18 protein-coding genes are annotated in these 21261 nt (G+C 71.5%); 9 read left to right on the top strand and 9 right to left on the bottom strand.

The window, feature by feature from the left end; translation table 11 throughout:
- Window positions 1–44: 44 nt before the first annotated feature.
- From CP970_RS04970 to CP970_RS04950, 5 genes are all read left to right on the top strand, one after another.
- On the top strand, window positions 45–1307 hold the full coding sequence (locus tag CP970_RS04970; RefSeq protein WP_150492995.1) for an alpha-L-fucosidase: 1263 nt from the start codon (window positions 45–47) through the stop codon (window positions 1305–1307).
- 115 nt (window positions 1308–1422) lie between these two features.
- A complete protein-coding gene (locus tag CP970_RS04965; protein WP_055552243.1) occupies window positions 1423–2289 on the top strand; it encodes a TetR/AcrR family transcriptional regulator in 867 nt (288 codons plus the stop codon).
- Between the two features lie 83 nt (window positions 2290–2372).
- Window positions 2373–3269, top strand: a complete 897-nt coding sequence (locus tag CP970_RS04960; protein ID WP_055552240.1) for a BKACE family enzyme — start codon at window positions 2373–2375, stop codon at window positions 3267–3269.
- A gap of 237 nt (window positions 3270–3506) precedes the next feature.
- A complete protein-coding gene (locus CP970_RS04955; RefSeq protein ID WP_055552238.1) occupies window positions 3507–4463 on the top strand; it encodes a 3-hydroxyacyl-CoA dehydrogenase NAD-binding domain-containing protein in 957 nt (318 codons plus the stop codon).
- On the top strand, window positions 4460–4957 hold the full coding sequence (locus tag CP970_RS04950; protein WP_055552236.1) for a thioesterase family protein: 498 nt from the start codon (window positions 4460–4462) through the stop codon (window positions 4955–4957). The genes CP970_RS04955 and CP970_RS04950 overlap by 4 nt, the downstream gene beginning before the upstream one ends.
- Here the strand turns inward: CP970_RS04950 and CP970_RS04945 are convergent.
- Window positions 4954–6096, bottom strand: a complete 1143-nt coding sequence (locus CP970_RS04945; RefSeq protein ID WP_224058228.1) for an alpha/beta hydrolase — start codon at window positions 6094–6096, stop codon at window positions 4954–4956. The two genes, CP970_RS04950 and CP970_RS04945, sit on opposite strands and share 4 nt — an antisense overlap.
- 78 nt (window positions 6097–6174) lie before the next feature.
- On the opposite strand from CP970_RS04945, the gene CP970_RS04940 reads away from it, so the two are divergent.
- Window positions 6175–6741, top strand: coding sequence for a TetR/AcrR family transcriptional regulator (locus CP970_RS04940; protein ID WP_055552231.1), 567 nt, complete (start codon window positions 6175–6177; stop codon window positions 6739–6741).
- 31 nt (window positions 6742–6772) lie between these two features.
- On the opposite strand, the gene CP970_RS04935 is transcribed toward CP970_RS04940, so the two are convergent.
- Together CP970_RS04935 and CP970_RS04930 are read right to left on the bottom strand one after the other, a co-directional pair.
- The gene (locus CP970_RS04935; RefSeq protein ID WP_055552247.1) at window positions 6773–8077 is read right to left on the bottom strand and encodes an MFS transporter; all 1305 of its coding nucleotides are present in this window, start codon (window positions 8075–8077) and stop codon (window positions 6773–6775) included.
- Window positions 8078–8146: 69 nt separating this feature from the next.
- Window positions 8147–9016, bottom strand: a complete 870-nt coding sequence (locus tag CP970_RS04930) for a hypothetical protein (RefSeq protein ID WP_055552229.1) — start codon at window positions 9014–9016, stop codon at window positions 8147–8149.
- 97 nt (window positions 9017–9113) lie between these two features.
- Here CP970_RS04930 and CP970_RS04925 point away from each other — a divergent pair, with 97 nt between their 5' ends.
- Window positions 9114–10454, top strand: coding sequence for a 6-phospho-beta-glucosidase (locus CP970_RS04925; RefSeq protein ID WP_055552227.1), 1341 nt, complete (start codon window positions 9114–9116; stop codon window positions 10452–10454).
- Between the two features lie 7 nt (window positions 10455–10461).
- A complete protein-coding gene (locus CP970_RS04920; protein ID WP_055552225.1) occupies window positions 10462–10851 on the top strand; it encodes a (2Fe-2S) ferredoxin domain-containing protein in 390 nt (129 codons plus the stop codon).
- Window positions 10852–10918: 67 nt separating this feature from the next.
- Here CP970_RS04920 and CP970_RS04915 read toward each other — a convergent pair whose 3' ends face one another.
- Both CP970_RS04915 and CP970_RS04910 read right to left on the bottom strand, forming a co-directional pair.
- Complete coding sequence (locus tag CP970_RS04915; protein WP_224058226.1) at window positions 10919–11674, bottom strand: GNAT family N-acetyltransferase; 756 nt, start codon at window positions 11672–11674, stop codon at window positions 10919–10921.
- Window positions 11671–12594, bottom strand: coding sequence for an NADP-dependent oxidoreductase (locus CP970_RS04910; protein ID WP_055552224.1), 924 nt, complete (start codon window positions 12592–12594; stop codon window positions 11671–11673). Before CP970_RS04910 ends, CP970_RS04915 begins: the two co-directional genes overlap by 4 nt.
- Before the next feature lie 317 nt (window positions 12595–12911).
- Between CP970_RS04910 and CP970_RS04905 the strand changes: the two genes are divergently transcribed.
- Window positions 12912–15470, top strand: coding sequence for a beta-glucosidase family protein (locus CP970_RS04905; RefSeq protein ID WP_055552222.1), 2559 nt, complete (start codon window positions 12912–12914; stop codon window positions 15468–15470).
- Here the strand turns inward: CP970_RS04905 and CP970_RS04900 are convergent.
- The 4 genes from CP970_RS04900 to mgtA form a co-directional block, all read right to left on the bottom strand.
- Complete coding sequence (locus CP970_RS04900) at window positions 15467–16117, bottom strand: TetR/AcrR family transcriptional regulator (RefSeq protein WP_079043806.1); 651 nt, start codon at window positions 16115–16117, stop codon at window positions 15467–15469. The two genes, CP970_RS04905 and CP970_RS04900, sit on opposite strands and share 4 nt — an antisense overlap.
- On the bottom strand, window positions 16114–16671 hold the full coding sequence (locus CP970_RS04895; protein ID WP_055552218.1) for a DinB family protein: 558 nt from the start codon (window positions 16669–16671) through the stop codon (window positions 16114–16116). The genes CP970_RS04900 and CP970_RS04895 overlap by 4 nt, the downstream gene beginning before the upstream one ends.
- Before the next feature lie 22 nt (window positions 16672–16693).
- A complete protein-coding gene (locus CP970_RS04890; protein WP_055552216.1) occupies window positions 16694–17899 on the bottom strand; it encodes a serine hydrolase domain-containing protein in 1206 nt (401 codons plus the stop codon).
- Between the two features lie 105 nt (window positions 17900–18004).
- Window positions 18005–20737, bottom strand: a complete 2733-nt coding sequence (gene mgtA / locus CP970_RS04885) for a magnesium-translocating P-type ATPase (protein WP_055552214.1) — start codon at window positions 20735–20737, stop codon at window positions 18005–18007.
- Between the last annotated feature and the right edge of the window lie 524 nt (window positions 20738–21261).

The following is a 21261-nucleotide window of genomic DNA, read 5'->3' as shown; positions in this document are numbered from 1 at the left end:
CTGCCACGGACCTGTCGCGGTCGCTACGACGAGGAGAGACGCCGATGATCCAGCCCTGGTTCGGCGATGCCAAGCTTGGGATCTTTCTGCACTGGGGTGTCTACAGCGTGGACGGAGTCGCCGAGTCCTGGTCGTTCTTCGACGGTGTCGTGCCCTACGACCGGTACATGGCGCAGCTCGACCGGTTCACGGCCGCTCGGTACGCGCCCGACGACTGGGCGGACCTGTTCGTCCGCTCGGGTGCCCGCTACGCCGTCCTGACGGCCAAGCACCACGACGGCGTCGCCCTGTGGGACACCGCCGCGAACGACCTGTCCGTGGTCAAAAGGACCCCCGCGGGCCGCGACCTCGTCGCCCCGTACGTCGCCGCGCTGCGCGCCCGCGGCATCAGGGTCGGCCTGTACTACTCCCACCTGGACTGGTCGCACCCCGACTACGCCACCGTGCGCCCGGCGGGCCAGGACCCGGCCGAGCGCGGCAACCCCTACTCCATGCCCGCCGCGGGCGACGAGGACCCCGCGCGCTGGGTGGAGTTCCTCGCCTTCCACCGCGCCCAGGTGCGGGAGCTACTGGAACGCTTCGAGCCCGACCTGCTGTGGTTCGACGGGGAGTGGGAGCGCGGTCCGGCCCAGTGGCGGATGGCCGAACTCGCCGCGGAGATAGCGGAGCTGAGCCCGCACACCGTCGTCAACGGCCGCCTCACGGGCCACGGCGACTACGCCACCCCCGAACAGGGCGTACCCATCGAACCGCCCACGGGCGACTGGGAGTTGTGCCTCACCGTCAACGACTCCTGGGGCTACCAGCCGCAGGACACCCACCACAAGACGCCCCGCCAGTTGGTCCGCGTCTTCGTCGAGACCATCGGGGGCGGCGGCAACCTCCTGCTCGACGTCGGCCCCAAGGAGGACGGCACGCTCCCGCCCGAGCAGGCCGAGCGGCTCGCGGCGCTGGGGGAGTGGAAGGGGCGGCACGCCGACGCCGTCCACGGCACGGTCCGCGGCCTGCCGCACGGCCACTTCTACGGCCCCTCCACCCTCTCCGCCGACCGCCGCACCCTCCACCTCTTCCTCTTCGACCGGCCCAACGAGTACGTGGTCCTTCGCGGCGTCCGCAACGCCGTGACCTCGGCCCGCGTGCTCGGCACCGGTACCCCCGTGCGCCACGAACGCGTCGGAGGACTCGGCGACGTGCCCGGCTGGGAGTACCTCCACCTGACCGACGACGACCTCGACCCGCTCTGCACCGTGCTCGTCCTCGAACTCGACGGCGAGCTCGATCTGTACCGCGCGCACACCCGTGACTGACTGACCGACCGACTGCCTGACTGATGCGACAGTCAGAAGCTCAATTCGGCTTCTTGCTGCGCAATGGACGTACCCATGTTGTGCTGATCGCAACGCATGGGTACGGTTGCTCACCATGCAGTCAGAGCAGCGGGACGACGTCGCCGAGCGCGTACGGAAAGTCATCACCGACGCGGGCGTGACCCAGCGCGAATTCGCGCGCCGGATCGTGATGGACCCCTCGAAGCTGTCCCGCTCCCTGGGCGGCACGCGCAGGTTCACCGCGGCCGAGCTGGCCCGCATCGCCGCCACCGGCGGCGTCGACGCGGGCTGGCTCCTCGGCACCGCGCCCACCGCGGCGCCCGCGCGGCGCCCGCGCACGGCGGGCCCGGCGGGCACGGCGGGCGCCTCCCTGGAGGGCGGCCGCCCCCTGCAGATCATCCGCGAGACCGTCCGCCTCATCGCCGAGCACGGCTTCCACGCCGTCCGCGTCCAGGACATCGCCGCGGCCTGTGACACCAGCACCGCCGCCATCCACTACCACTTCCCCGGCCGCGGCGACCTCCTCGAAGCGGCCGTGCGCTGGTGCATGGACGAGGACACCGCACGTCGCGCCGCGCGCGTCGCCGACGCCGCTGACGCCGCCGACGAGCTGCGTCAGCTCATCGAGCTGCAGATCCCGCGCACCCCGCAGCAGCGCTGGCAGTGGAGCGTCTGGCTCGACCTGTGGGCGGAGGCCGCCCGCTCCACCGCCGTGGGCCGACTGCACGCCGACTACTACCGGCAGTGGCGCACCACCGTCGCCGACGTCATCCGCCGCGGCATCGCCGAGGGCGTCTTCCGGCTCGCCGACCCGGCGGCCGCCGCGCTGCGCCTCACCGCGCTGATCGACGGCCTCGCCACTCAGGTCCTCGCGGCCGCCCCGGACAGCCCCGGGGCGGGCCCCGACGACATGCACGAGGCCCTCACCGCGTACGTCGACGCCACGCTGACCGCGCACTGACTTCCCGTACGCAACGTACGCAACGTACGCGTCGTACGGCCGTTCTCCGTACCCAACACCCCACCCCCGAGGGAGAGTTCCGCATGCCCGTGAACGACAACGTCATCATCACCGCCGCCCTGACCGGCGCGGGCGACACCGTCCGCAAGAGCCCGCACGTGCCCGTGACGCCCGAGCAGATAGCCACCTCCGCGGTGGAGGCCGCCGGGGCGGGCGCCGCCGTCGTGCACATCCACGTCCGCGACCCCGAGACCGGCGACCCCTCGCGCGACCCGCGCCTGTACCGCGAGGTCGTCGAGCGCATCAAGGAGACCGGCACCGACGTCGTCATCAACCTGACGGCGGGCATGGGCGGCGACCTCGTCATCGACCCTGCCGAGCCGCTCAAGGAGCTCGGCGAGCTGCCCGGCACGGACCTCGTCGGCGGTCTCGACCGGCTCCCGCACGTCGAGGAGCTGCTGCCCGACATCTGCACCCTGGACTGCGGCTCGCTCAACTTCGGCGACAACCTCTACATCTCCACCCCCGACATGCTCCGCCAGGGCGCCAGGCGCATCCAGGAGCTCGGCGTACGGCCTGAGCTGGAGATCTTCGACACCGGCCAGCTCTGGTTCGCCAAGCAGCTGCTCGCCGAAGGACTGCTCGACAACCCCACCGTCTTCCAGCTCTGCATGGGCATCCCGTGGGGCGCGCCCGCCGACCCGGGCGTCCTGCAGTCCATGGTCAACATGCTGCCCGAAGGCGCCCAGTGGGCCAGCTTCGCGCTCGGCCGCATGCAGATGCCGTGGGTCGCCCAGTCGATCCTGCTCGGTGGGCAGGTGCGGGTGGGTCTTGAGGACAACCTCTACCTCGGCAAGGGGAACAAGGTGAGCAACGCGCAGCTCGTCGAGCGTGCGGTGCAGATCACCGAGAACCTCGGCTCGCGGGTCGCCACGCCGGACGAGGCCCGCCAGAAGCTGGGCCTGCGGCCGCGGTCGTAGTTCTTTGACCGCGGGCCGTCGTGGCTTGTCGCGCCCACGCGGCGGAGCCGTGCCTGCGGCCGCGGGTGCAGTTGTTTGACCGCGGGCCGTCGTGGCTTGTCGCGCAGTTCCCCGCGCCCCTCAAGGGGCACCCCCCTGTCCGTCAGCCGCTCGGCCGCGGGTCCGTCGTGGCTTGTCGCGCAGTTCCCCGCGCCCCTTAAGGGGCGCCCCCCCCGCAGCAACGAATAGGAGTCCCCCATGACTACCACCACCCCTGAAGAAGTCCGCCGCGTCGCCTGTATAGGCGCGGGCGTCATCGGCGGCGGATGGGTCGCCCACTTCCTGGCCCGTGGGTACGACGTGACCGCGTGGGACCCGGCGCCCGACGCCGAGGTGAAGCTGCGCCGCCTCGTCGACGCCGCCTGGCCCGCGCTCATCGAGCTCGGGCTCGCCGACGGCGCTTCGCGGGACCGGCTCACCGTCGCCGCGACCCTCGAAGAGGCCGTCGCCGACGCGCAGTTCGTGCAGGAGAGCGCCCCGGAGAAGCTGGAGCTCAAGCGCGACCTGCTGGCCGATCTCGACGCCGCCACGCCCGCCGGAGTCGTCATCGCCTCCTCCACCTCCGGCTACCCGATGACCGACATGCAGACCACGGCCGCCACCCCCGGGCGCCTCGTCGTCGGCCACCCCTTCAATCCGCCCTACCTCATCCCCCTCGTCGAGGTCGTCGGCGGCGAGCGCACCGACGCCGAAGCGGTGGCCTGGGCCTCCCGGTTCTACGACGTCGCGGGCAAGTCCGTGATCACCATGCGGAGCGAGGTTCCCGGCTTCATCGCCAACCGCCTTCAGGAAGCCCTGTGGCGCGAGGCCCTGCACATGGTCGCCAACGGCGAGGCCACCGTCCAGGAGATCGACGACTCCATCACCGAGGGCCCCGGCCTGCGCTGGGCGTTCATGGGCCCGATGCTCACCTTCGCGCTCGCGGGCGGCGAGGGCGGCATGGCCCACATGCTCGACCACTTCGGCCCCTCCCTGAAGTCGCCGTGGACGCGCCTGGAGGCCCCCGAACTCGACAAGAAGCTGTACGACGCGGTGGTCGCGGGCTGCGACGAGGAGGCGAACGGGCGCACCATCGCCGATCTCGTCGCCGAGCGCGACCAGGGAGTCATCGACGTCCTGCGCGCCACCGGGCGCCTGAACGGAGGCAAGAAGTGACCGCGCGCGAGCCGCTGCCCCTGCTCCACCGGCAGGTCCGCCCCGAGTGGATCGACTACAACGGCCATATGAGCGAGGCCTTCTACGTCCTGGTCTTCGGCTACGCCACCGACGCCATGATGATCGAGACGGGCCTGCACGCGGGCTACCGCGAGTCCACCGGCTGCTCCCTCTACACGGTCGAGTCCCACATCCGGTACCTGAACGATGTCCCCGAGGGCGCCCAACTGGCCGTCCGCACCCGCATGCTGGGCGCCGACGCCAAGAAGGCACGCTTCACGCACGAGATGTACGTGGTCGACGACGCGGACGCCGACCCGGCCGAGGACGCGAGCCCCGTGGCCACCACGGAGCTCCTCGCCCTCCACGTGGACCAGAACCAGGGCCGTACGACCCCGTTCCCCGACGAGATCCGCGAACACCTCACGGCCCTGACCGAACCGGCCCCGGAGTGGGCGGGCCGTTCGATCGTGACGGTTCCCGCGGAGGGCTAGACCACCCTCTTCTCCGCCCTCACCCACGCGGCGAAATCCTCGATGCCGTCGATCAGCGCCTCGAAGCGGAAGGAATGGAAGAGGTCGAAGGCGTGGTGCCCGCCCCGGAGTTCGACGTACACGACCGGCGAGGTGGACACCGAGCGCAGGGCGGTGGCGAGGGCCTTGGGGTTCTCGGTCTCCACCAGCTCGTCCAGGTCGCCGTGCGCGATGAGGAACGGTGGCGCGTCCGCGCGGGCGAGATGCGCCGGCGACGTCGCCGGATCCCCGTCGAAGTACGTCCCGAGGTAGCCGTTCAGCGCGATGGCGGCCGTCACGGAAGTGTCCGCCTCCTCGAACCCGGGCTGGTAGCGCGGTTCGTTGGGGGTCAGGGCGGCGAGCGCCGCCATGTGCGCGCCCGCGGAACTCCCCGACACGAACACGGCCGCCTCGGGGTGCGCGCCGTACTCCTCGGCGTGTTCGCGCGCCCAGGCGATCACCTTCTTCGCGTCGATCAGATGGTCGGGGTGCGAGAAGGCGGGCCGCAGGCGGTAGTTGGCGCTGATGCAGACCCAGCCCTGGCCGGCGAGCCGGTAGAGCAGGGGGAGCGACTGGGTGTTCTTCCGCCCTTGGTCGTAGTGGCCGCCGTGGAAGTGGATCAGTACGGGGCCGCCCTCGGGGCGCGCCCGGTGGTGGTAGAGGTCCAGGAGGTTGCGGCGGCCCCCGTCCCCGTAACGGAGGTTGCCCACCCGTCTGACGTCACGGCGGCGCCGGAAGACGGGCCTCAGCAGAATGCGTGCCAGCGGCGGCCTGCGGCGCGTGGCCGTACCGGCGCCGAGCGCCTCGTCCAGGGCGAGCCTGACCGCGCGTGCGGTCCGCATCCCGCGCCGGGCCACCACGGCGAGTGCGACGGCCGAGGCCGCGGCCGCACCGACGGCCACCCGGTCGGCGGCCGTTTCGATGTCGCCTTCCGCGAAGGCCAGCGCCGTCGATGCCGCCAGTGCGTAGACGACCAGGAACGGCATCTCGTTGAAGACCAGGCCGAGCCGGTAGCTGACGTAGAAGAGCGGCTTCGGCCCGCGGATGCGAACCAGGCAGAACACCGCGATCAGCGCGGCCAACACCACGGTCATCAGATAGCCCACAGCCACCAGAACCACTCCCGTTCGACCTTCGATCCGCGACCCACGATCAGAACCACCACAACTGTGGTACCACGGATGAGGTAGTTTGGATACGTGAATCGAGAAAGACGGGATCGCCTGGGCGACGCGGCCATCGACGTACTGGCGGAATCCGGCAGCAAGGGCCTGACGCACCGGGCCGTCGATGCCGCAGCGGATGTTCCGCCGGGCACCACCAAGAACTACTTCCCCACCAGGGACGCGCTGTTGCGGGCGAGCGCGGAACGCGTCATCGAGCTGTACGCGGCGATCCCCAGACCCGCGCCCGTCGACCGGGCAGGGCTGACCGCCCTGTTGCGCACGCTTCTGGAACACGTCGAAGGACCCGGCCGCGTCCGGGTGCTCGCGCTCCTGGAGCTGCAGCGCGAGGCGACGCGGACTCCGTGGCTGACGGAGCCGCTGGATGCCTTCGCGGCCGCCGACTTCGCCCACTTCGAGCAGGCCCAACGCAGCGCGGGCCTGCCCGTGACCCCGCAGCGGGCCGCCGCCGTCACGCTGGCCCTGCACGCCGCGCTTCCCCACCTGGTGGCCCGGGGTCCGGCCACGCTGGCCGCGGCCGGACTCGACGACCTCGACGGGTTCGTCAAGGGCCTCCTGGACACGGTGTACGGCGCGGCGTGAGAACGCCGCCTCGTGCCACGCCTTGGGTGCCCTACCTCTCCAGCGGCCGATGCGCCGTCTCCGGCAGCCGCAGGTACACGAACGAAGAGACGACACACAGCACGGCCACGTACACGGGGAACAATCCCGGGGAACCGATCTCCTTGAACAGGGTTCCCATGTAGGGGGCCGTGCCCCCGAAGAGTGCGACGGTCAGCGAGTAGGGGAAACCGATCCCGGCCGCCCGGACCCGCGCCGGGAACACCTCCGCGTTCACCGCCGCCGAGATCGACGTGAAGCCGGTGAGCAGCACCATCCCCGCGCACTGCACGAGCAGCAGGGAAGTGAACGAACCGGTCAGGGACTTGAGCAGTGGCACGCTCAGGACGGTGAAGCCGATGCCGAAGAAGAGGAGTGGCGGCCTGCGGCCGAAGCGGTCGGAGAGGAGGCCGCCGAGCGGCTGGAGCAGCGCGAAGAAGGCGAGCGAGATGGTGCCCGCGAGCAGCGCCTGACTCTTGTCGATGTCGGTGTTCAGCTCGGCGTACGTCGGCAGGTACGACGTCCACGTGTAGTAGGCCAGCGTGCCGCCCGCCGTGATGCCGCAGATCAGCAGCGACTGGCGCGGATGGTGCCGCAGCGCGTCGAACAGGCCGGGTCGGTCGCCCTGTCCCGCGGGCGCCTCGTGCGTCTCGTGCGCGCCCTGCCTGATCCAGAAGCCCACCAGGCTGAGCACCGCGCCGATCAGGAACGGCAGCCGCCAGCCCCAGCCGTCCATCTGCCCTTCGGTGAGCGTGGCGACGAGGAGCGCCGCGATGCCGGACGCGGCGAGCTGGCCCGCGCTCGTGGAGACGTACTGGAAGCTGGAGAAGAGCCCGCGCCGCCCGGGCCCCGCCGACTCCACCAGGAACGTCGTGGAGGCCGCGAACTCGCCGCCCACCGAGAGCCCTTGGAGCAGCCGCGCGGCGACGAGCACCACAGGGGCGAGCACGCCCACGGACGCGTACGTCGGGGTCAGGCCGACCAGCAGGCTGCTGCCGCCCATCAGCAGGATGGTGACGGTGAGCGCCGCCCGCCTGCCCCGCCGGTCGGCGACCGCGCCCATGAGCAGGCCGCCGACGGGCCGCATGAAGAAGCCCACCGCGAACACGGCGAACGTGGAGAGCAGCGGGACCAGGGAGTTGCCGGATCCCTTGGGGAAGACCTGGCCCGCGATGTACGTCGCGAGGAACGTGTACGCGTACCAGTCGTACCACTCCACCGCGTTGCCCACCGACGCGGCGAGCAACTGCCGTACGGGGCGCCGCTCGTGGGCGGGGGCGGGGACGGTGGTGGTCACCTGCTCGTCGTGCTGTGTCATGATCACGACCTTCCCCGATACGGCGGCGCCCCACACGTACCGTCCGTCAGCCGGACACCGGCACCGCCGTCAGCCCGTCGTCGGCTTGTACGCGTACACCGCCGTCGTCACCAGGCACACCGACGGCGGCACCACCTCCACGCGCAGCGTCCGGCGCTCGGAGTCGTAGTCCACGCCCTCCGTCTCGAAGCTGCCGGAGCAGATGCTGCGCTGCGGCGACGCGAAGAGGCTGGAGACGCGGCCGGTCACCGGCTTGCCGTCGAGCGGGCGCTCCAGGTCGACCTGGAGGACAGGGCGGTCCTCGGGGAAGAGCTCCTTGGACGCGTCGTTGGAGGCGCACACCAGACGGGTGTCCGAGGCGAAGTCGCAGCCCTGGATGTCACGCACCGGCTTGTCGAGCGAGATCTGCCCGGCCTGCGCGAGGGTGCCCCCGGTGGGCGGGGTCGAGGAGTTGAGCAGCGGGGCGGGGAAGACCTGGAGGCGGTTCTGGTCGCCCCACTCGCCCGAGACCAGCCACTGCGCGTCGGGCGAGACGGCCGCGAAGGAGTTGTTGAGCTTCTCGCCCGGGTCCAGCGGGTGTTCGTAGAGGTAGCGCTGCCCGCCGGGCGTGGTGACCGCGTACATCTTCGACTTCGCGTCGTCGCCGCCCTGGTAGGCGTCGAAGGTGTGGCCCCGCGCGATGTCCGGGTCGCCTATGTGTCCCCAGCCCTTGATGCGCAGATCGAGGGGTATGGAGCCGAGCCCCCGGTACAGGAGGCTGCCGTCCGCCTTGCTCGCCAGGCCCTGGCTGCCGGTGAGCGAGTTGACGTACGAGGTGCCTGACTCCTGCCAGCCGCCGGGCGAGCGGGGCGCGGCCGAGGCGGCGGAGGCCGTCGTCAGGGCCAGGGTGACGGCGCCGAGCAGGGCGGCGGACGTCTTGAGTGATCTTTTCGGGCTCATCGGGGTGCGTACCTCCGTGGGGGTTCGGGTCGCTGCGGCGCAATCGTACGTAACGTGGCAGGAGCCGATACATGGTCCGACAGAAGGTGGTTGAGGCGTGAAGCTGGTCATTCTCGGCGGCGGTGGATTCCGCGTCCCGCTCGTGTACGGGGCGCTGCTCGGCGACCACGCGGAGGGCCGCGTCACCGAAGTCGTCCTGCACGACCTGGACGCGGCGCGGCTCGGCGCGATCGCCCGCGTCCTGGCCGAACAGGCCGACGGCGTGCCCGACGCGCCGTCCGTCACCGCCACCACCGATCTCGACGAGGCGCTGCGCGGCGCCGACTTCGTGTTCTCCGCGATCCGCGTGGGCGGCCTGGAGGGCCGGGCCGCCGACGAACGCGTCGCGCTCGCCGAGGACGTCCTCGGCCAGGAGACGGTCGGCGCGGGCGGCATCGCCTACGGCCTGCGGACCGTGCCCGTCGCCGTCGACATCGCGCGCCGGGTGCGGGAACTCGCCCCCGACGCCTGGGTCATCAACTTCACCAACCCCGCGGGCCTGGTCACCGAGGCCATGTCCCGGCACATCGGCGATCGCGTCATCGGCATCTGCGACTCGCCCGTGGGCCTCGGCCGTCGGGTGGCGCGGGTGCTCGGCGGCAACCCCGACGAGGCGTTCATCGACTACGTGGGCCTCAACCACCTCGGCTGGCTGCGCGGTCTGCGCATCGTGGGCCGCGACGAACTCCCGCGCCTGCTCGCCGACCCGGAACTCCTCGGCTCCTTCGAGGAGGGCAGGCTCTTCGGCACCGACTGGCTCAGGTCGCTGGGCGCGATCCCCAACGAATACCTGCACTACTACTACTTCAACCGCGAGACCGTCCGCGCCTACCAGGAGGCGGAGCAGACCCGCGGCGCCTTCCTCCGCGACCAACAAGGCGGTTTCTACGCCGAGATGGCCCGCGCCGCCGCCCCCGCGCTCAAGACCTGGGACGACACGAGGGCCGAGCGCGAGGCGACCTATATGGCGGAGAACCGGGAGGCGTCGGGGGCCGGTGAGCGCGCCGAACAGGACCTCGAATCGGGCGGGTACGAGAAGGTCGCCCTCGCCCTGATGCGGGCCATCGCGCGCGACGAGCGGGCCACGCTGATCCTCAACGTCCGCAACGGCACGACGCTCTCCGCCCTGGACGCGGACGCCGTCATCGAGGTGCCGTGCTCGGTGGACGCCAACGGCGCACACCCGCTGTCGGTGAGCCCGCTGCCCGGCCACGCCACCGGCCTGGTCTGCGCGGTCAAGGCCGTCGAGCGCGAGGTGCTCGCGGCGGCGGAGAGCGGCTCGCTGGCCACCGCGGTCAAGGCGTTCGCGCTCCATCCGCTCGTCGACTCGGTGACGGTCGCGCGCCGTCTCGCGGAGGGCTACCGGGGTGTGCATCCCGGTCTCGCGTACCTGAGATGATCACGACATGAGTCCCGTCGTCTCCATCGGTGCCGCGGCACGCCGCCCCTGCACGCTCGTCGTGTGCAGGGGCTGCTGCTGCGGCGACGCCCGCAAGAATCCCGGCATCGACCACGTCTGGCAGCTGGAGCGGCTGCGCTCGGCGGCGGCGGCCTCACGCGGCCGCTTCGCACTGCGCACGACCGACTGCCTCGGCCCGTGCGGTCAGGCCAACATCGTCGTCGTGCAGCCCTCCCACGAGGGCCGCAGACGAGGCGGCCGCCCGGCCTGGATCGGCTTCGTCACGGACGACGAGTCGGTGGACGGGATAGTGGCGTGGGCACAGGCGGGCGGCCCGGGCATCGCGAAGATGTCGCCGGCGCTGGAACTCCAACTGGTGGATCCGCGCAAGGTTTGAGCCCCGTTAGGGGCGCGGGGAACTGCGCGACCAGCCTCGGACGGCCCGCGGATGTCAAGCCGACCGCTCAGCCCTCACTTTTCCCGGCGGCCGCAGGCCCTGGCGTACGCGCCGCACGGAACTGCGTGGTCCGCCGCAGCCGGAAGCCGAGCGACTCATAGAGCCGGATGGCTACGGTGTTCCGCGCGGCGGTGTGCAGGAACGGGGTCTCGCCGCGCTCCCTGATGCCGTGCGCGACGGCGAGGACAAGGCGCGTCGCCAGGCCGTGCCCGCGGTACGCCGGGTCGGTGCAGACCGCGCTGATCTCGGTCCAGCCCGGTGGGTGCAGGCGTTCCCCGGCCATCGCGACGAGCGCGCCCCCACGTCGTATGCCCAGGTAGGTGCCGAGCTCGACGGTGCGGGGCAGGAAGGGGCCCGGCTGGGTGCGTTCGACCAGGTCGAGCATCTCGGGCACGTCGGCGGGCCCGAGCCGCACGGCCTCCGGGTCCGGCGCCGCGGCGATCCCGTCGTCCACGAGCTGCACGCCGTCAAGGACGAAGGTCAGCTCCCACCCGTCGGGCGGATCCATCGTCGTCCCCGGCAGCGGCACCTCGGTGCCGGGCCCCGCGAGCGCGGCCAGGTCCGCCCAGTCCGCGTCCCCCGCGTCATCGGGGAACCCGAGCCACGGCGACACGTCGAGCGGATAGCGCACGATCCGTCCGCGCCGCTCGGCCAGGTGCGCGTGCGGCCCGGTGAGGGAGGCGTAGGCGGGGTTGTCGAGGGGGTGCGGGGCGCGGTCCCGCAGCTGAGCCGCGGCCCCCGGCTCACCGAGGACCCGGCTCACGCGGCCACCTCGATCACGATCTTGCCCTGCGCGTGGCCGTCCTCGACGGCGCGCAGTGCCTCGTCCGCGCGGTCGAGGGGGTACGTCGCCGTGACGTGCGGGCGCAGCACGCCCGCCACGGCGAGGAGCGCGACCTGGTCGAGGACCTCGGCGGTGCGGGCCCGGGCGACCGGGGCGCCGCCGAGCTCGGCGACGGTCTCCTTGGCGGCCGCGGTGATCAGCTTCCCGCGGTCGGCGAGCAGCCCCGCGACCTGTGCCAGGTCCGGTCCGCCGACCAGGTCGAGGATCGCGTCTACGCGGTGGTGGGGCGCCGACTCCCGTATGCGTTCGGCCAGTTGGGGCCCACGCGCCACATGGACCGCGCCGAGCGACTCGACGAACTCCTTCTTGCCCGCGCTCGCCGTGCCCACCACGCGCAGCCCGAAGTGCACGGCGATCTGTGTCGCGGCCACCCCGACACCGCCCCCGGCGCCGGTGATCAGGAGCGTCGACCCCGCGGGCAGGTCGAGCTGGCGAAGACCGTCGTACGCGGTGGCCGCCGCGACCGGCAGCGTGGCCGCGTCCGTGAACGAGAGGGTGTCGGGCTTGTGGGCGGCGATGGCGGCGGGGACCAGCGTGTACTGGGCGTAGCCGCCGGTGACCGGGTTGCCGAACACCGGATCGCCGACCGCGAACCCCTCGACGCCGGGACCGACCCGCTCCACGACGCCCGCGACCTCGCTGCCCAGGACCTCGGGGCCGGTCAGCGGGCCCTGGCCGGGCCGCCGCTTGCCCGCGCGCAGCTTCCAGTCGACCGGGTTGACGCCCGCCGCGCGCACCGCGACGAGCAGCTGGCCGGGTCCCGGCTCCGGCTGCGGCAGGTCGAGGAAGGTCTCCACCTCGGGGCCGCCGTGCTCGGTGAATACGTACGCCTTGGGCATCTGGACTCCCCTTACTTCGCTCTCATGTCGATCGTCGAGCGTCGATCGCGCCTCGATCGCGCCTCGATCGGCTTCCGTAGGGGACGACCGCCAAGATCGCCCGACTATTCCCGGGGCGGGGGAGCGTTCACGAGGCCGTAACGAGCAAAAACTGAACGGGTCCAAAAGTTTTCCCGAACCGACTCTTGACCTTGAGCGTTCAACCAATCAACACTCAGGCCCCGTAGACCCGCACTGGCGCGGAGGACGCATTCAGATCTTGGCGTCGCCGACCAGTCCGGCATGCCCAAGAGCCGCGTTCCGGAGGTCGATTCGTCATGCCCGCCACCACTCGCCGTGAACTTCTGAAGCAACTGGGCGGCACCGCGGCCGCCTTCGCCTTCGTCGCCGCCGCGGGCCCGCTCGCCACGGCCGCACCCGCCGCCGCGGCCCCCGCGCAGGCCACCCCCCGCGTCCGCAAGCTGCTCGCCCGCCTCACCCTCGACGAGAAGATCAGCCTGGTGCACGGCGCCGTCGACCCGCGCAGACTGGGCCAGGCCGGTTACCTCCCCGGCGTCTCCCGCCTCGGCATCCCCGAGCTGCGCCTGACCGACGGCCCCGCGGGCGTCAACGTCGCGAAGTCCGCGACCGGGCTCCCGCCCGTCTCCACGCTCGGCGCCGCCTTCAACCCCGAACTCGCCCGCGCGTACGGCGCGGTGATGGGCCGCGAGGGCCGCACCCTCGGCCAGGACGTGCTGCTCGCCCCGCAGATCGAGCTCTCCCGCACCCCGTTCTTCAGCCGCAACAAGGACCAGTCGGGCGAGGACCCGTACCTGAACGCGCTCATCGGCGCCGCGCAGGTCGAGGGCATCCAGGCGCAGGGCATGCTCGCCCAGGCCAAGCACTTCCTCGCCAACAACCAGCGCCTGCACGAGTTCGACCGCGAACAGCCGGAGAATTCCTACGACTTCGTGGTCGACGAGCGCACCCTGCACGAGCTGTACCTGCCCGCCTTCGAAGCCGTCGTCCGCGCGGGCTGCGCCTCGGTGATGTCCGCCTACAACCACCTCAACGGCCCCTGGAACAGCGAGAACCACACCGTTCTCACCGACATCCTGCGCGGCGAGCTCGGCTTCGAGGGGTTCGTCACCTCCGACTGGGGCGCCACCCACTCCACGGCCGCCCTCCAGGCCGGGCTCGACATGCAGATGTGGGACGGCTCCCACTTCGGCGCGCCCCTGAGGAAGGCCGTCGAGGACGGCTCCGTCCCCGAGGCGGCCCTGGACACGGCGGTCTCCCGCATCCTCGGCCAGTACGACGCGTTCGGCATGCTCGACGGCAGCCGCGTGCCCGCCCGCAGGACGATCGACGTCGAGGCGGGCGCCCGCGTCGCCCGCGAGGTCGCCGTCCAGGGCGCCGTGCTGCTCGCCAACGACGGCGGACTCCCGCTCTCCCGCGCGGCCCTGCGCGACCTCGCCCTCATCGGCCCCACCGCGGGCCAGGTCGCCGTCTCGGTCTCCGGCGAGCGCGCGTACGGCTTCGAGGACCGCATGGTCAGCCCCCTGGACGCGCTGCGCCGCACGACGGGCCGGAAGATCGCGTACGAGGTGGGCGTCGACCTCACGGGGACGGCCGTGCCCGCGTCCGCCTTCCCCGAGGGCCTGGTCCGCGAGGGCGGCGGCACCGACAGGACCATCGACTTCACCGGCGACAAGGCCCTGCCCATCGGCGCGGCCGTCGAATGGACCGGCACCTTCGTGCCGCCCACCACGGGGGAGTACGCGCTGAACATCCAGGGCTGGGGCGCCGCCGTCTCGCTGAGCCTGGACGGCGCGGAGCTCGCGACCGCGTCCGGCGTGCGGGACGCCTTCACACGCAAGTGGTCCTCGATCGTGCCCACGACGGACGGCCTCGACAACGGCAGGGCGGCTCCGATGAAGCTCACCGCGGGCCGCTCCTACGCCCTCGTCGTCAAGGCCACCGGATGGGACGAGACCGTCGTCGAACGTGTCCCCGTCCAGGTCCGGTTCGCCTGGGTCACACCGGAGCGGCGGGCCGCGCGCATCGCGGCCGCGGCCGGGATCGCCCGGCGCGTGCACACGCCCGTCGTCTTCGCGTACAACGGCGAGGGCGGCGCGCTCGGCGGCAGCGGCGACCTCACCACGCTCGCCCTGCCCGCCCACCAGGACGAGCTGATCGCGGCCGTCGCGGCAGCCAACCGGCGCACCGTCGTCGTGCTCAACACCGGCGGGCCCGTCACGATGCCGTGGCGCAGGGCCGTCCGCGCGGTCCTGCACGCCGGGTACGTCGGCCAGGAGGGCGGCTGGTCCACCGCCGACCTGCTGCTCGGCCGCGCCAACCCCGGCGGCAAGTCCGTCGTCACCTGGCCGAAGAAGGAGAGCGACCACCCGACGCTCGACCCGGCCCACCCCGAGCGCTACTACGGCGTCGAGGGGACCGTCACGTACAGCGAAGGCGTCTTCACCGGCTACCGGGGCTTCGACAAGGCGGGCACCGCACCGCTCTACCCGTTCGGACACGGCCTGTCCTACACGGAGTTCGGCTACTCGGGGCTCTCCGTGCGGCGCGCGGGCACGGGGTACGAGGTGTCCTTCACGGTGACCAACCGCGGGCACCGCGGCGGTGCGGAAGTGCCGCAGGTGTACGTCGGGCCGCCCCGGCACGCGGACGTGGAGCTGCCCTTGAGGACCCTCGCCGCCTTCGAGCGCGTCGAGCTGGGGCCCGGCCGCTCCCGGCGGGTCACGCTGCGCGTGGGCGAGCGGCAGCTGTCGTACTGGGACACCGGGCGTGGTGGCTGGGTGCGGCCCGAGGGCAGGCGCGCGGTGTACGTCGGGGCTTCGTCGCGGGACATTCGGCTGACCGGCGGCGCGCACTAGCCTCGGGGCGACTCCGCGAGACCCGTACCGTCCACCGTGATGGCGCGGGCAAGGCGGTCCAGATGTGCCCGGTACAGCTCCATGAAGTCCAGGCGGCCCTCGGTGAACGACCACTGGATCTGGAGGCCGTCCGAGACCGCGAGGATCTCGCGGGCCACCAGGACGGGATCGGTGTCCGCCCGCAACTGGCCCGCGGCCAGGGAGCGGCGCAGCGCGTCGGCGATGACACCGGCCACCCGTTCGTACCGCTCGGTGAAGTAGCCGTGCGCCGGATGGCCGGGGTCACCTGCCTCCGCGGAGAGGCGGGTGTAGAGCTGGATCAGGCCCGGCTGGGTGAGGTTGTACGCCGCGAGGGCGAGGATCGCGCGGAACAGCTCCCGCACGTCCTCGCCCCGCACGGCGTCCTGGAGCGGCCCGAACGTGCGGACCGTGCGCTCCTCGCGGGCTTCGAGGACCGCCATCAGCAGGCGGTCCTTGGAGCCGAAGTGGTGCGCGATCACCGGCGCGGACGTGCCCGCGTCGGCGGCGATCCTGGCGAGCGAGGCGTTCAGATAGCCCGCCTGCGCGAAGCGGCCGAGGGCCGCCTCCACGATGGCGGCCCTGCGCGGCTCCGCGGCGGCGTACCGCCGCCCCACCGCTGGGGTCACAGGCCCACCGCCCCGTCGATCCGCTCACGGAGCAGATCGGCGTGGCCGTTGTGGCGGGCGTACTCCTGGATCACGTGGATCAGCACCCAGCGCAGCGACACCGTCCCGCGCCAGGGGTTGTGGCCCTCGACGTCGAAGTGGGGCGCCTCGGCCACGAAGCGTTCGGCGAACTCGACCTCGGCGCGCCAGGCCTCCCAGGCCGCCGCGACGGTCTCGGGGGCGGGGTCGGCCGCCGCCCCGTCGATGTCGTTGTCGGCGTTGTCCGGCGTCGCATAGAGCGGCTGCTCGTCGAGCCCGGCCAGACAGAGCCGGAACCAGCGGCGTTCCATGTCGGTCACGTGCCGCACCAGGCCGAGCAGCGAGAGGGTGGACGGCGCGGCGGACCGCTCGCCCAGCTCCTTGGTGAGGCCCGCGCACTTCAGCTCGAGCGTGGCCCGCTGGATGGCCAACTGGTCGGTGAGCAGAGTGCGTTCGTCCCCGGTGCTCGGTCCCTTGTAGCGGGTGTCCGACGCGTTGTCGGTGAAGAAGGTGATACGTCTCTGGGAAGCGCTCATGCCACCATCTTCGCCCGGGACCTCAGCCGCGTGCGTGCAGGCCCCGGTAGAGCGCGCCGACCAGATGGATGCTGCGCAGGTCCTCGCCGGAGGTGCCGCCGCCCATCCGGTTCATGACGTACGCGTACGCCACCCCGTTCTCCGGGTCGGCGAAGGTGTACGAACCGCCCATGCCGCCGTGCCCGAACGCCCGTGGGTTGGAGCCCGCCTGGCCGTACTGGTTGAGCATGTAGCCGAGCGCCCAGGGCCAGTTCTCGCCGAACGGGGTGAGGCCCCGCAGTACCAGGTCCGGCTCGTCGGGCTCGCTCTGCAGGGTGCGCAGCCGCTCCAGCGTGTCGGCGCGGAGCAGCCGTCCGGCGGCCAACTCGGCGTAGACCGTGGCCAGTCCGCGCGCGGTGGCGTGGGCGTTGACCGAGGGGATCTCCGCCGCGCGGTAGGCCGGGCCGTTCACGTCGCTGATCGGCAGGTAGCGCATGGCCATCGTGACGGCCGCCATCGGGTGGTCGTCGATCCCGCGCACCGGCGGCTCGGGGGCGCCGAACGGCTGGTCCGCCAGGGCCTGTTCCTTCGCGGGCGCGGGAGGGCTCAGCGCGGGTGCCAGGTCCGCGCACCGCCCGTGCTCGCTCTCCGGCGTACCGATGTGGACGTCGGCGCCGAGCGGCCCCGTCACTTCGGCGCGCAGGAACGTGCCGACCGAGACGCCCGTGATCCGCCGCACCACCTCGCCGACCAGGAACCCGAACGTCACCGCGTGGTAGCCCTGCCTGCTGCCCGGCTTCCACCACGGCGCCGTCGCCGCGAGCGCGTCGGTCACCCGCTCCCAGTCGTACAGGGCGCCGGGCGGCAGCGGCTCGCCCGGCGCGATGATCCCGGCGCGGTGGCTGAGCAGCCAGCGCACCGGGATGTCGCTCTTGCCCTCGCGCGCGAACTCGGGCCAGTACCGCGCGACCGGCGCGTCCAGGTCCAACTCGCCCCGGTCCACGAGGAGGTGGGCGCAGAGCGCCGTCATCCCCTTGGTGACGGAGTAGACGTTGACGAGCGTGTCGCGCTGCCACGGGCGGGTGCCCGTCAGGTCCGCGTCACCGGCCCACAGATCGACGGCGAACTCGCCGTCGACGACGGCGGCGACCGACGCCCCGAGGTCGTCCCGCTCGGCGAAGTTCCGCTCGAATTCCTCCCGCACCTCGGCGAACTCGGGGGCGCAGGTGCCATGGACGCGCAGGGTCATGGTTCTCCTCAGGGCGGTCTCGGGGGCGCTGGGAGGTGCCAGGGGCAGCCATTGTCCCGCGTGGTTGCCCCCAGCACCTAGTCCCGTGTCAGCCGCGTCACCCCGTCACAGCCAGCTGTGATAGCGCCGGATGTACCACGTCTTCACGCCCTGCGTCAGCGCGCAGTACGCCAGGAGCGTCCCGATCAGCCACGGGAAGTAGCTCATCGGCAGCGGCTGGAGCGAGAGTGCGGACGCCAGCGGGGAGAACGGCAGCCACAGGCCGAGCAGCATGATCGAGCCCGTCATCACCAGGACCGGCAGGGAGGCCCGCGACTGGACGAACGGGATCTTCTGCGTACGGATCATGTGCACGATCAGCGTCTGTGAGAGGAGGCCCTCGACGAACCAGCCGGAGTGGAACAGGGTCTGCTCGCCGACCGTGTTGGCCGAGAAGACGTACCACATCAGCAGGAACGTCGTGATGTCGAAGATCGAGCTGATCGGACCGATCCGGATCATGAACCGGCCGATGTCCTTCGCGTCCCACTTCCGCGGCTTGCGCAGGTACTCCTTGTCCATCCGGTCCCAGGGGATGGAGAGTTGGCTGATGTCGTAGCAGAGGTTCTGTACGAGCAGCTGGATGGCGAGCATCGGCTGGAAGGGCAGGAAGGCCGAGGCGACCAGGACCGAGAAGACGTTGCCGAAGTTCGACGACGCGGTCATCTTGATGTACTTGATGGTGTTGCCGAACGTCTGACGACCCATCAACATGCCCTGCTCCAGGACCATCAGGTCCTTCTCCAGGAGGATGATGTCCGCGGACTCCTTGGCGATGTCCACGGCCGTGTCCACCGAGACGCCCACATCGGCCTCGCGCAGCGCCGCCGCGTCGTTGATGCCGTCCCCGAGGAACCCGACGGTGTGTCCGTCGGCCTTCAGGGCGCGGACGATCCGCGCCTTCTGGACCGGGTTGACCTTGGCGAACACCGTGGTCGTACGGGCGAGCCGGATCAGCTCGACGTCGTCGACCAGGTCGACGGTGGCACCGGTGATCAGCTCCCCGGCCTCCAGACCGACGTCCGCGCAGACCCGCGCGGCCACCAGTTCGTTGTCGCCGGTGACGACCTTGACGGCGACGCCGTTCTCGGCGAGCGCGCGCAGGGCGTCCGCCGCGTCCTTCTTCGGCGGGTCGAGGAAGGCGAGGAAGCCGACGAGCGTCAGCTCCGACTCGTCCGCCACCGAGTAGGTGTCGCGAGGAGTGGACATGGTGCGGGTCGCCACGGCGAGCACCCGCAGCCCCTCGCGGTTGTGCCGCTCGCTCACGAAGGTCACGTGGGCCCGCAGCTGGTCGGTCAGCTCGACCCGCTCGCCGCGCTCCATCATGTGGCCGCACAGGCCGAGGACTTCCTCGACCGCGCCCTTGGTGACCATGACGTGCTCGGGGCGGCCCACGTCACCGAGGAGGCCGTTGCGGTTCAGGACGACGGACATCCGCCGCCGCGCGAAGTCGAAGGGGATCTCGTCGACCATCGTGTAGCGCGTGTCGACGACAACCTCCTCGGCCTCGTCGACGCGGTCGATGACCGCCTGGTCCATGAGGTTGCGAAGGCCGGTCTGGAAGTGCGAGTTGAGGTAGGCGTACTCCAGGACCTCGGCGTCCTCGTGGCCGTGCACGTCGAGGTAGCGGTCGAGGACGATGCGGTCCTCGGTGAGCGTGCCGGTCTTGTCCGTGCACAGGACGTCCATCGCGCCCAGGTTCTGGATGGCGTTGAGCTGCTTGACGACCACCTTGTGCCGGGACATCGCGACGGCGCCGCGCGCCAGGTTGGCGGAGACCACCATGGGCAGCATCTCGGGGGTCAGGCCGACCGCCACGGAGATCGCGAAGAGCAGCGCCTCGTTCCAGTCGCCCTTGGTGAAGCCGTTGATGGCGAGCACGACCGGGACCATCACCAGCATGAAGCGGATGAGCAGGAAGCTGACGCGCTTCACGCCCAGGTCGAAGCTGGTCTGCGGACGGTCGCCGACCAGGGCGCCCGCCATCGAGCCGAAGTAGGTGTCGGTGCCGGTGGCGACGACCACGCCGGTGGCCGTGCCCGAGGTGACCGAGGTGCCCATCAGGCAGAGGTTGTCGGCCTCGACGGGGTCGGCGGTCGCCCGCTGGCCGTAGTCGTGGCCCCGCGTGTCGGCCTTCGCGGCGGGCAGCGACTCGCCGGACAGCGCGGCCTGGCTGACCATCAGGTCCTTGGCGGTGATCAGCCGCAGATCGGCGGGGACCAGGTCACCGGCCGCGAGCAGGACGATGTCGCCGGGGACGACGTCCTCCATGGGCACCTCTTCGGTGCCCCCCTGCTCGCTCCAGCGGCGCCGCACCGCGCACGTCGTGGTGACCAGTTCCTTGAGCGCCTGGGCCGACCTGGTGGAGCGGAACTCCTGCGAGAACCGCAGCAGGGCGCTGATCAGCACCATCGCGGAGAGGATGAGGACGCCGGGGTCCGCGGGGTCCTGCCAGAACATGACGGCGGCCAGGACGGCGAGGACGCCGATGAAGGGGTTCCAGAAGGACTTGGCGAGCTGCCACGTCCAGTGCGGCGCCTTCTCGTGGGCGACGGCGTTGGCGCCGTGCCGCTCCAGGCGCGCCAGGACCTGGTCCTGGCGCAGTCCGCGGGTGCTCGCGCCGAGCTCGCGCAGCACGTCGCGGGCGGGCCTTGCGCTGAAGTCGGCGAGCCGCGCGCCGACTTCGCGGGTGCGGGTCTCCAGCTCGGCGGCCTTGCGCTCCCGGCGGCCGCCGGGGGTGCGGGGGTTGGGGTTCTCGCCCGGCGGTGCCAGGCGTACCTGGGGAATCAGCTTGTTCATGGCAGACCTCCCTCCGTGCGGGGGCATGACGAAGCAGGCCCGTGCACGAGGACGTGGATGTGTGAATGGGACGTGAAGAAATCCCTGGTCGTACCGGCGGCGAAAGGCGACGGCAGGGCAGGGGGCATCGCCGCGACGACAGCGCGACGGCGGCGCGACAGAAAAGGGAAACAGCGGCGTAATTCGGCCTCGGAAGCGGCGCGGGGCGGCTTCAGGAGAGACGAAAAGCGGCTTCAGGAGAGGCGGAAAGCCGTCTCAGAGAAGGTCACCGCTGACGCAAGGACTTCCTTCGGGACTCATCCCGAACACCTCCTTGCGATCGCGGGACGGATGAAGAACACGCCTCGGAGTGGCGCACGGCCAAGTGAGACATGTGTATTCCCATATGTCAAATGTGGGCCTTAGGTCCCAAATGGCCGGGACTTGTGTCCCGCCCGTCAGAGGTTGGACTTCTCTTCACACGCCCGTCACAGACCCTTCCTTATTGCTTGCTCCCCTTGGCACACTTCACCCCGCTCGCGTCC

The organism is Streptomyces kanamyceticus (assembly GCF_008704495.1).
GTDB classification, from domain to species: domain Bacteria; phylum Actinomycetota; class Actinomycetes; order Streptomycetales; family Streptomycetaceae; genus Streptomyces; species Streptomyces kanamyceticus.
This window is presented reverse-complemented; position numbering and strand designations above follow the sequence as displayed.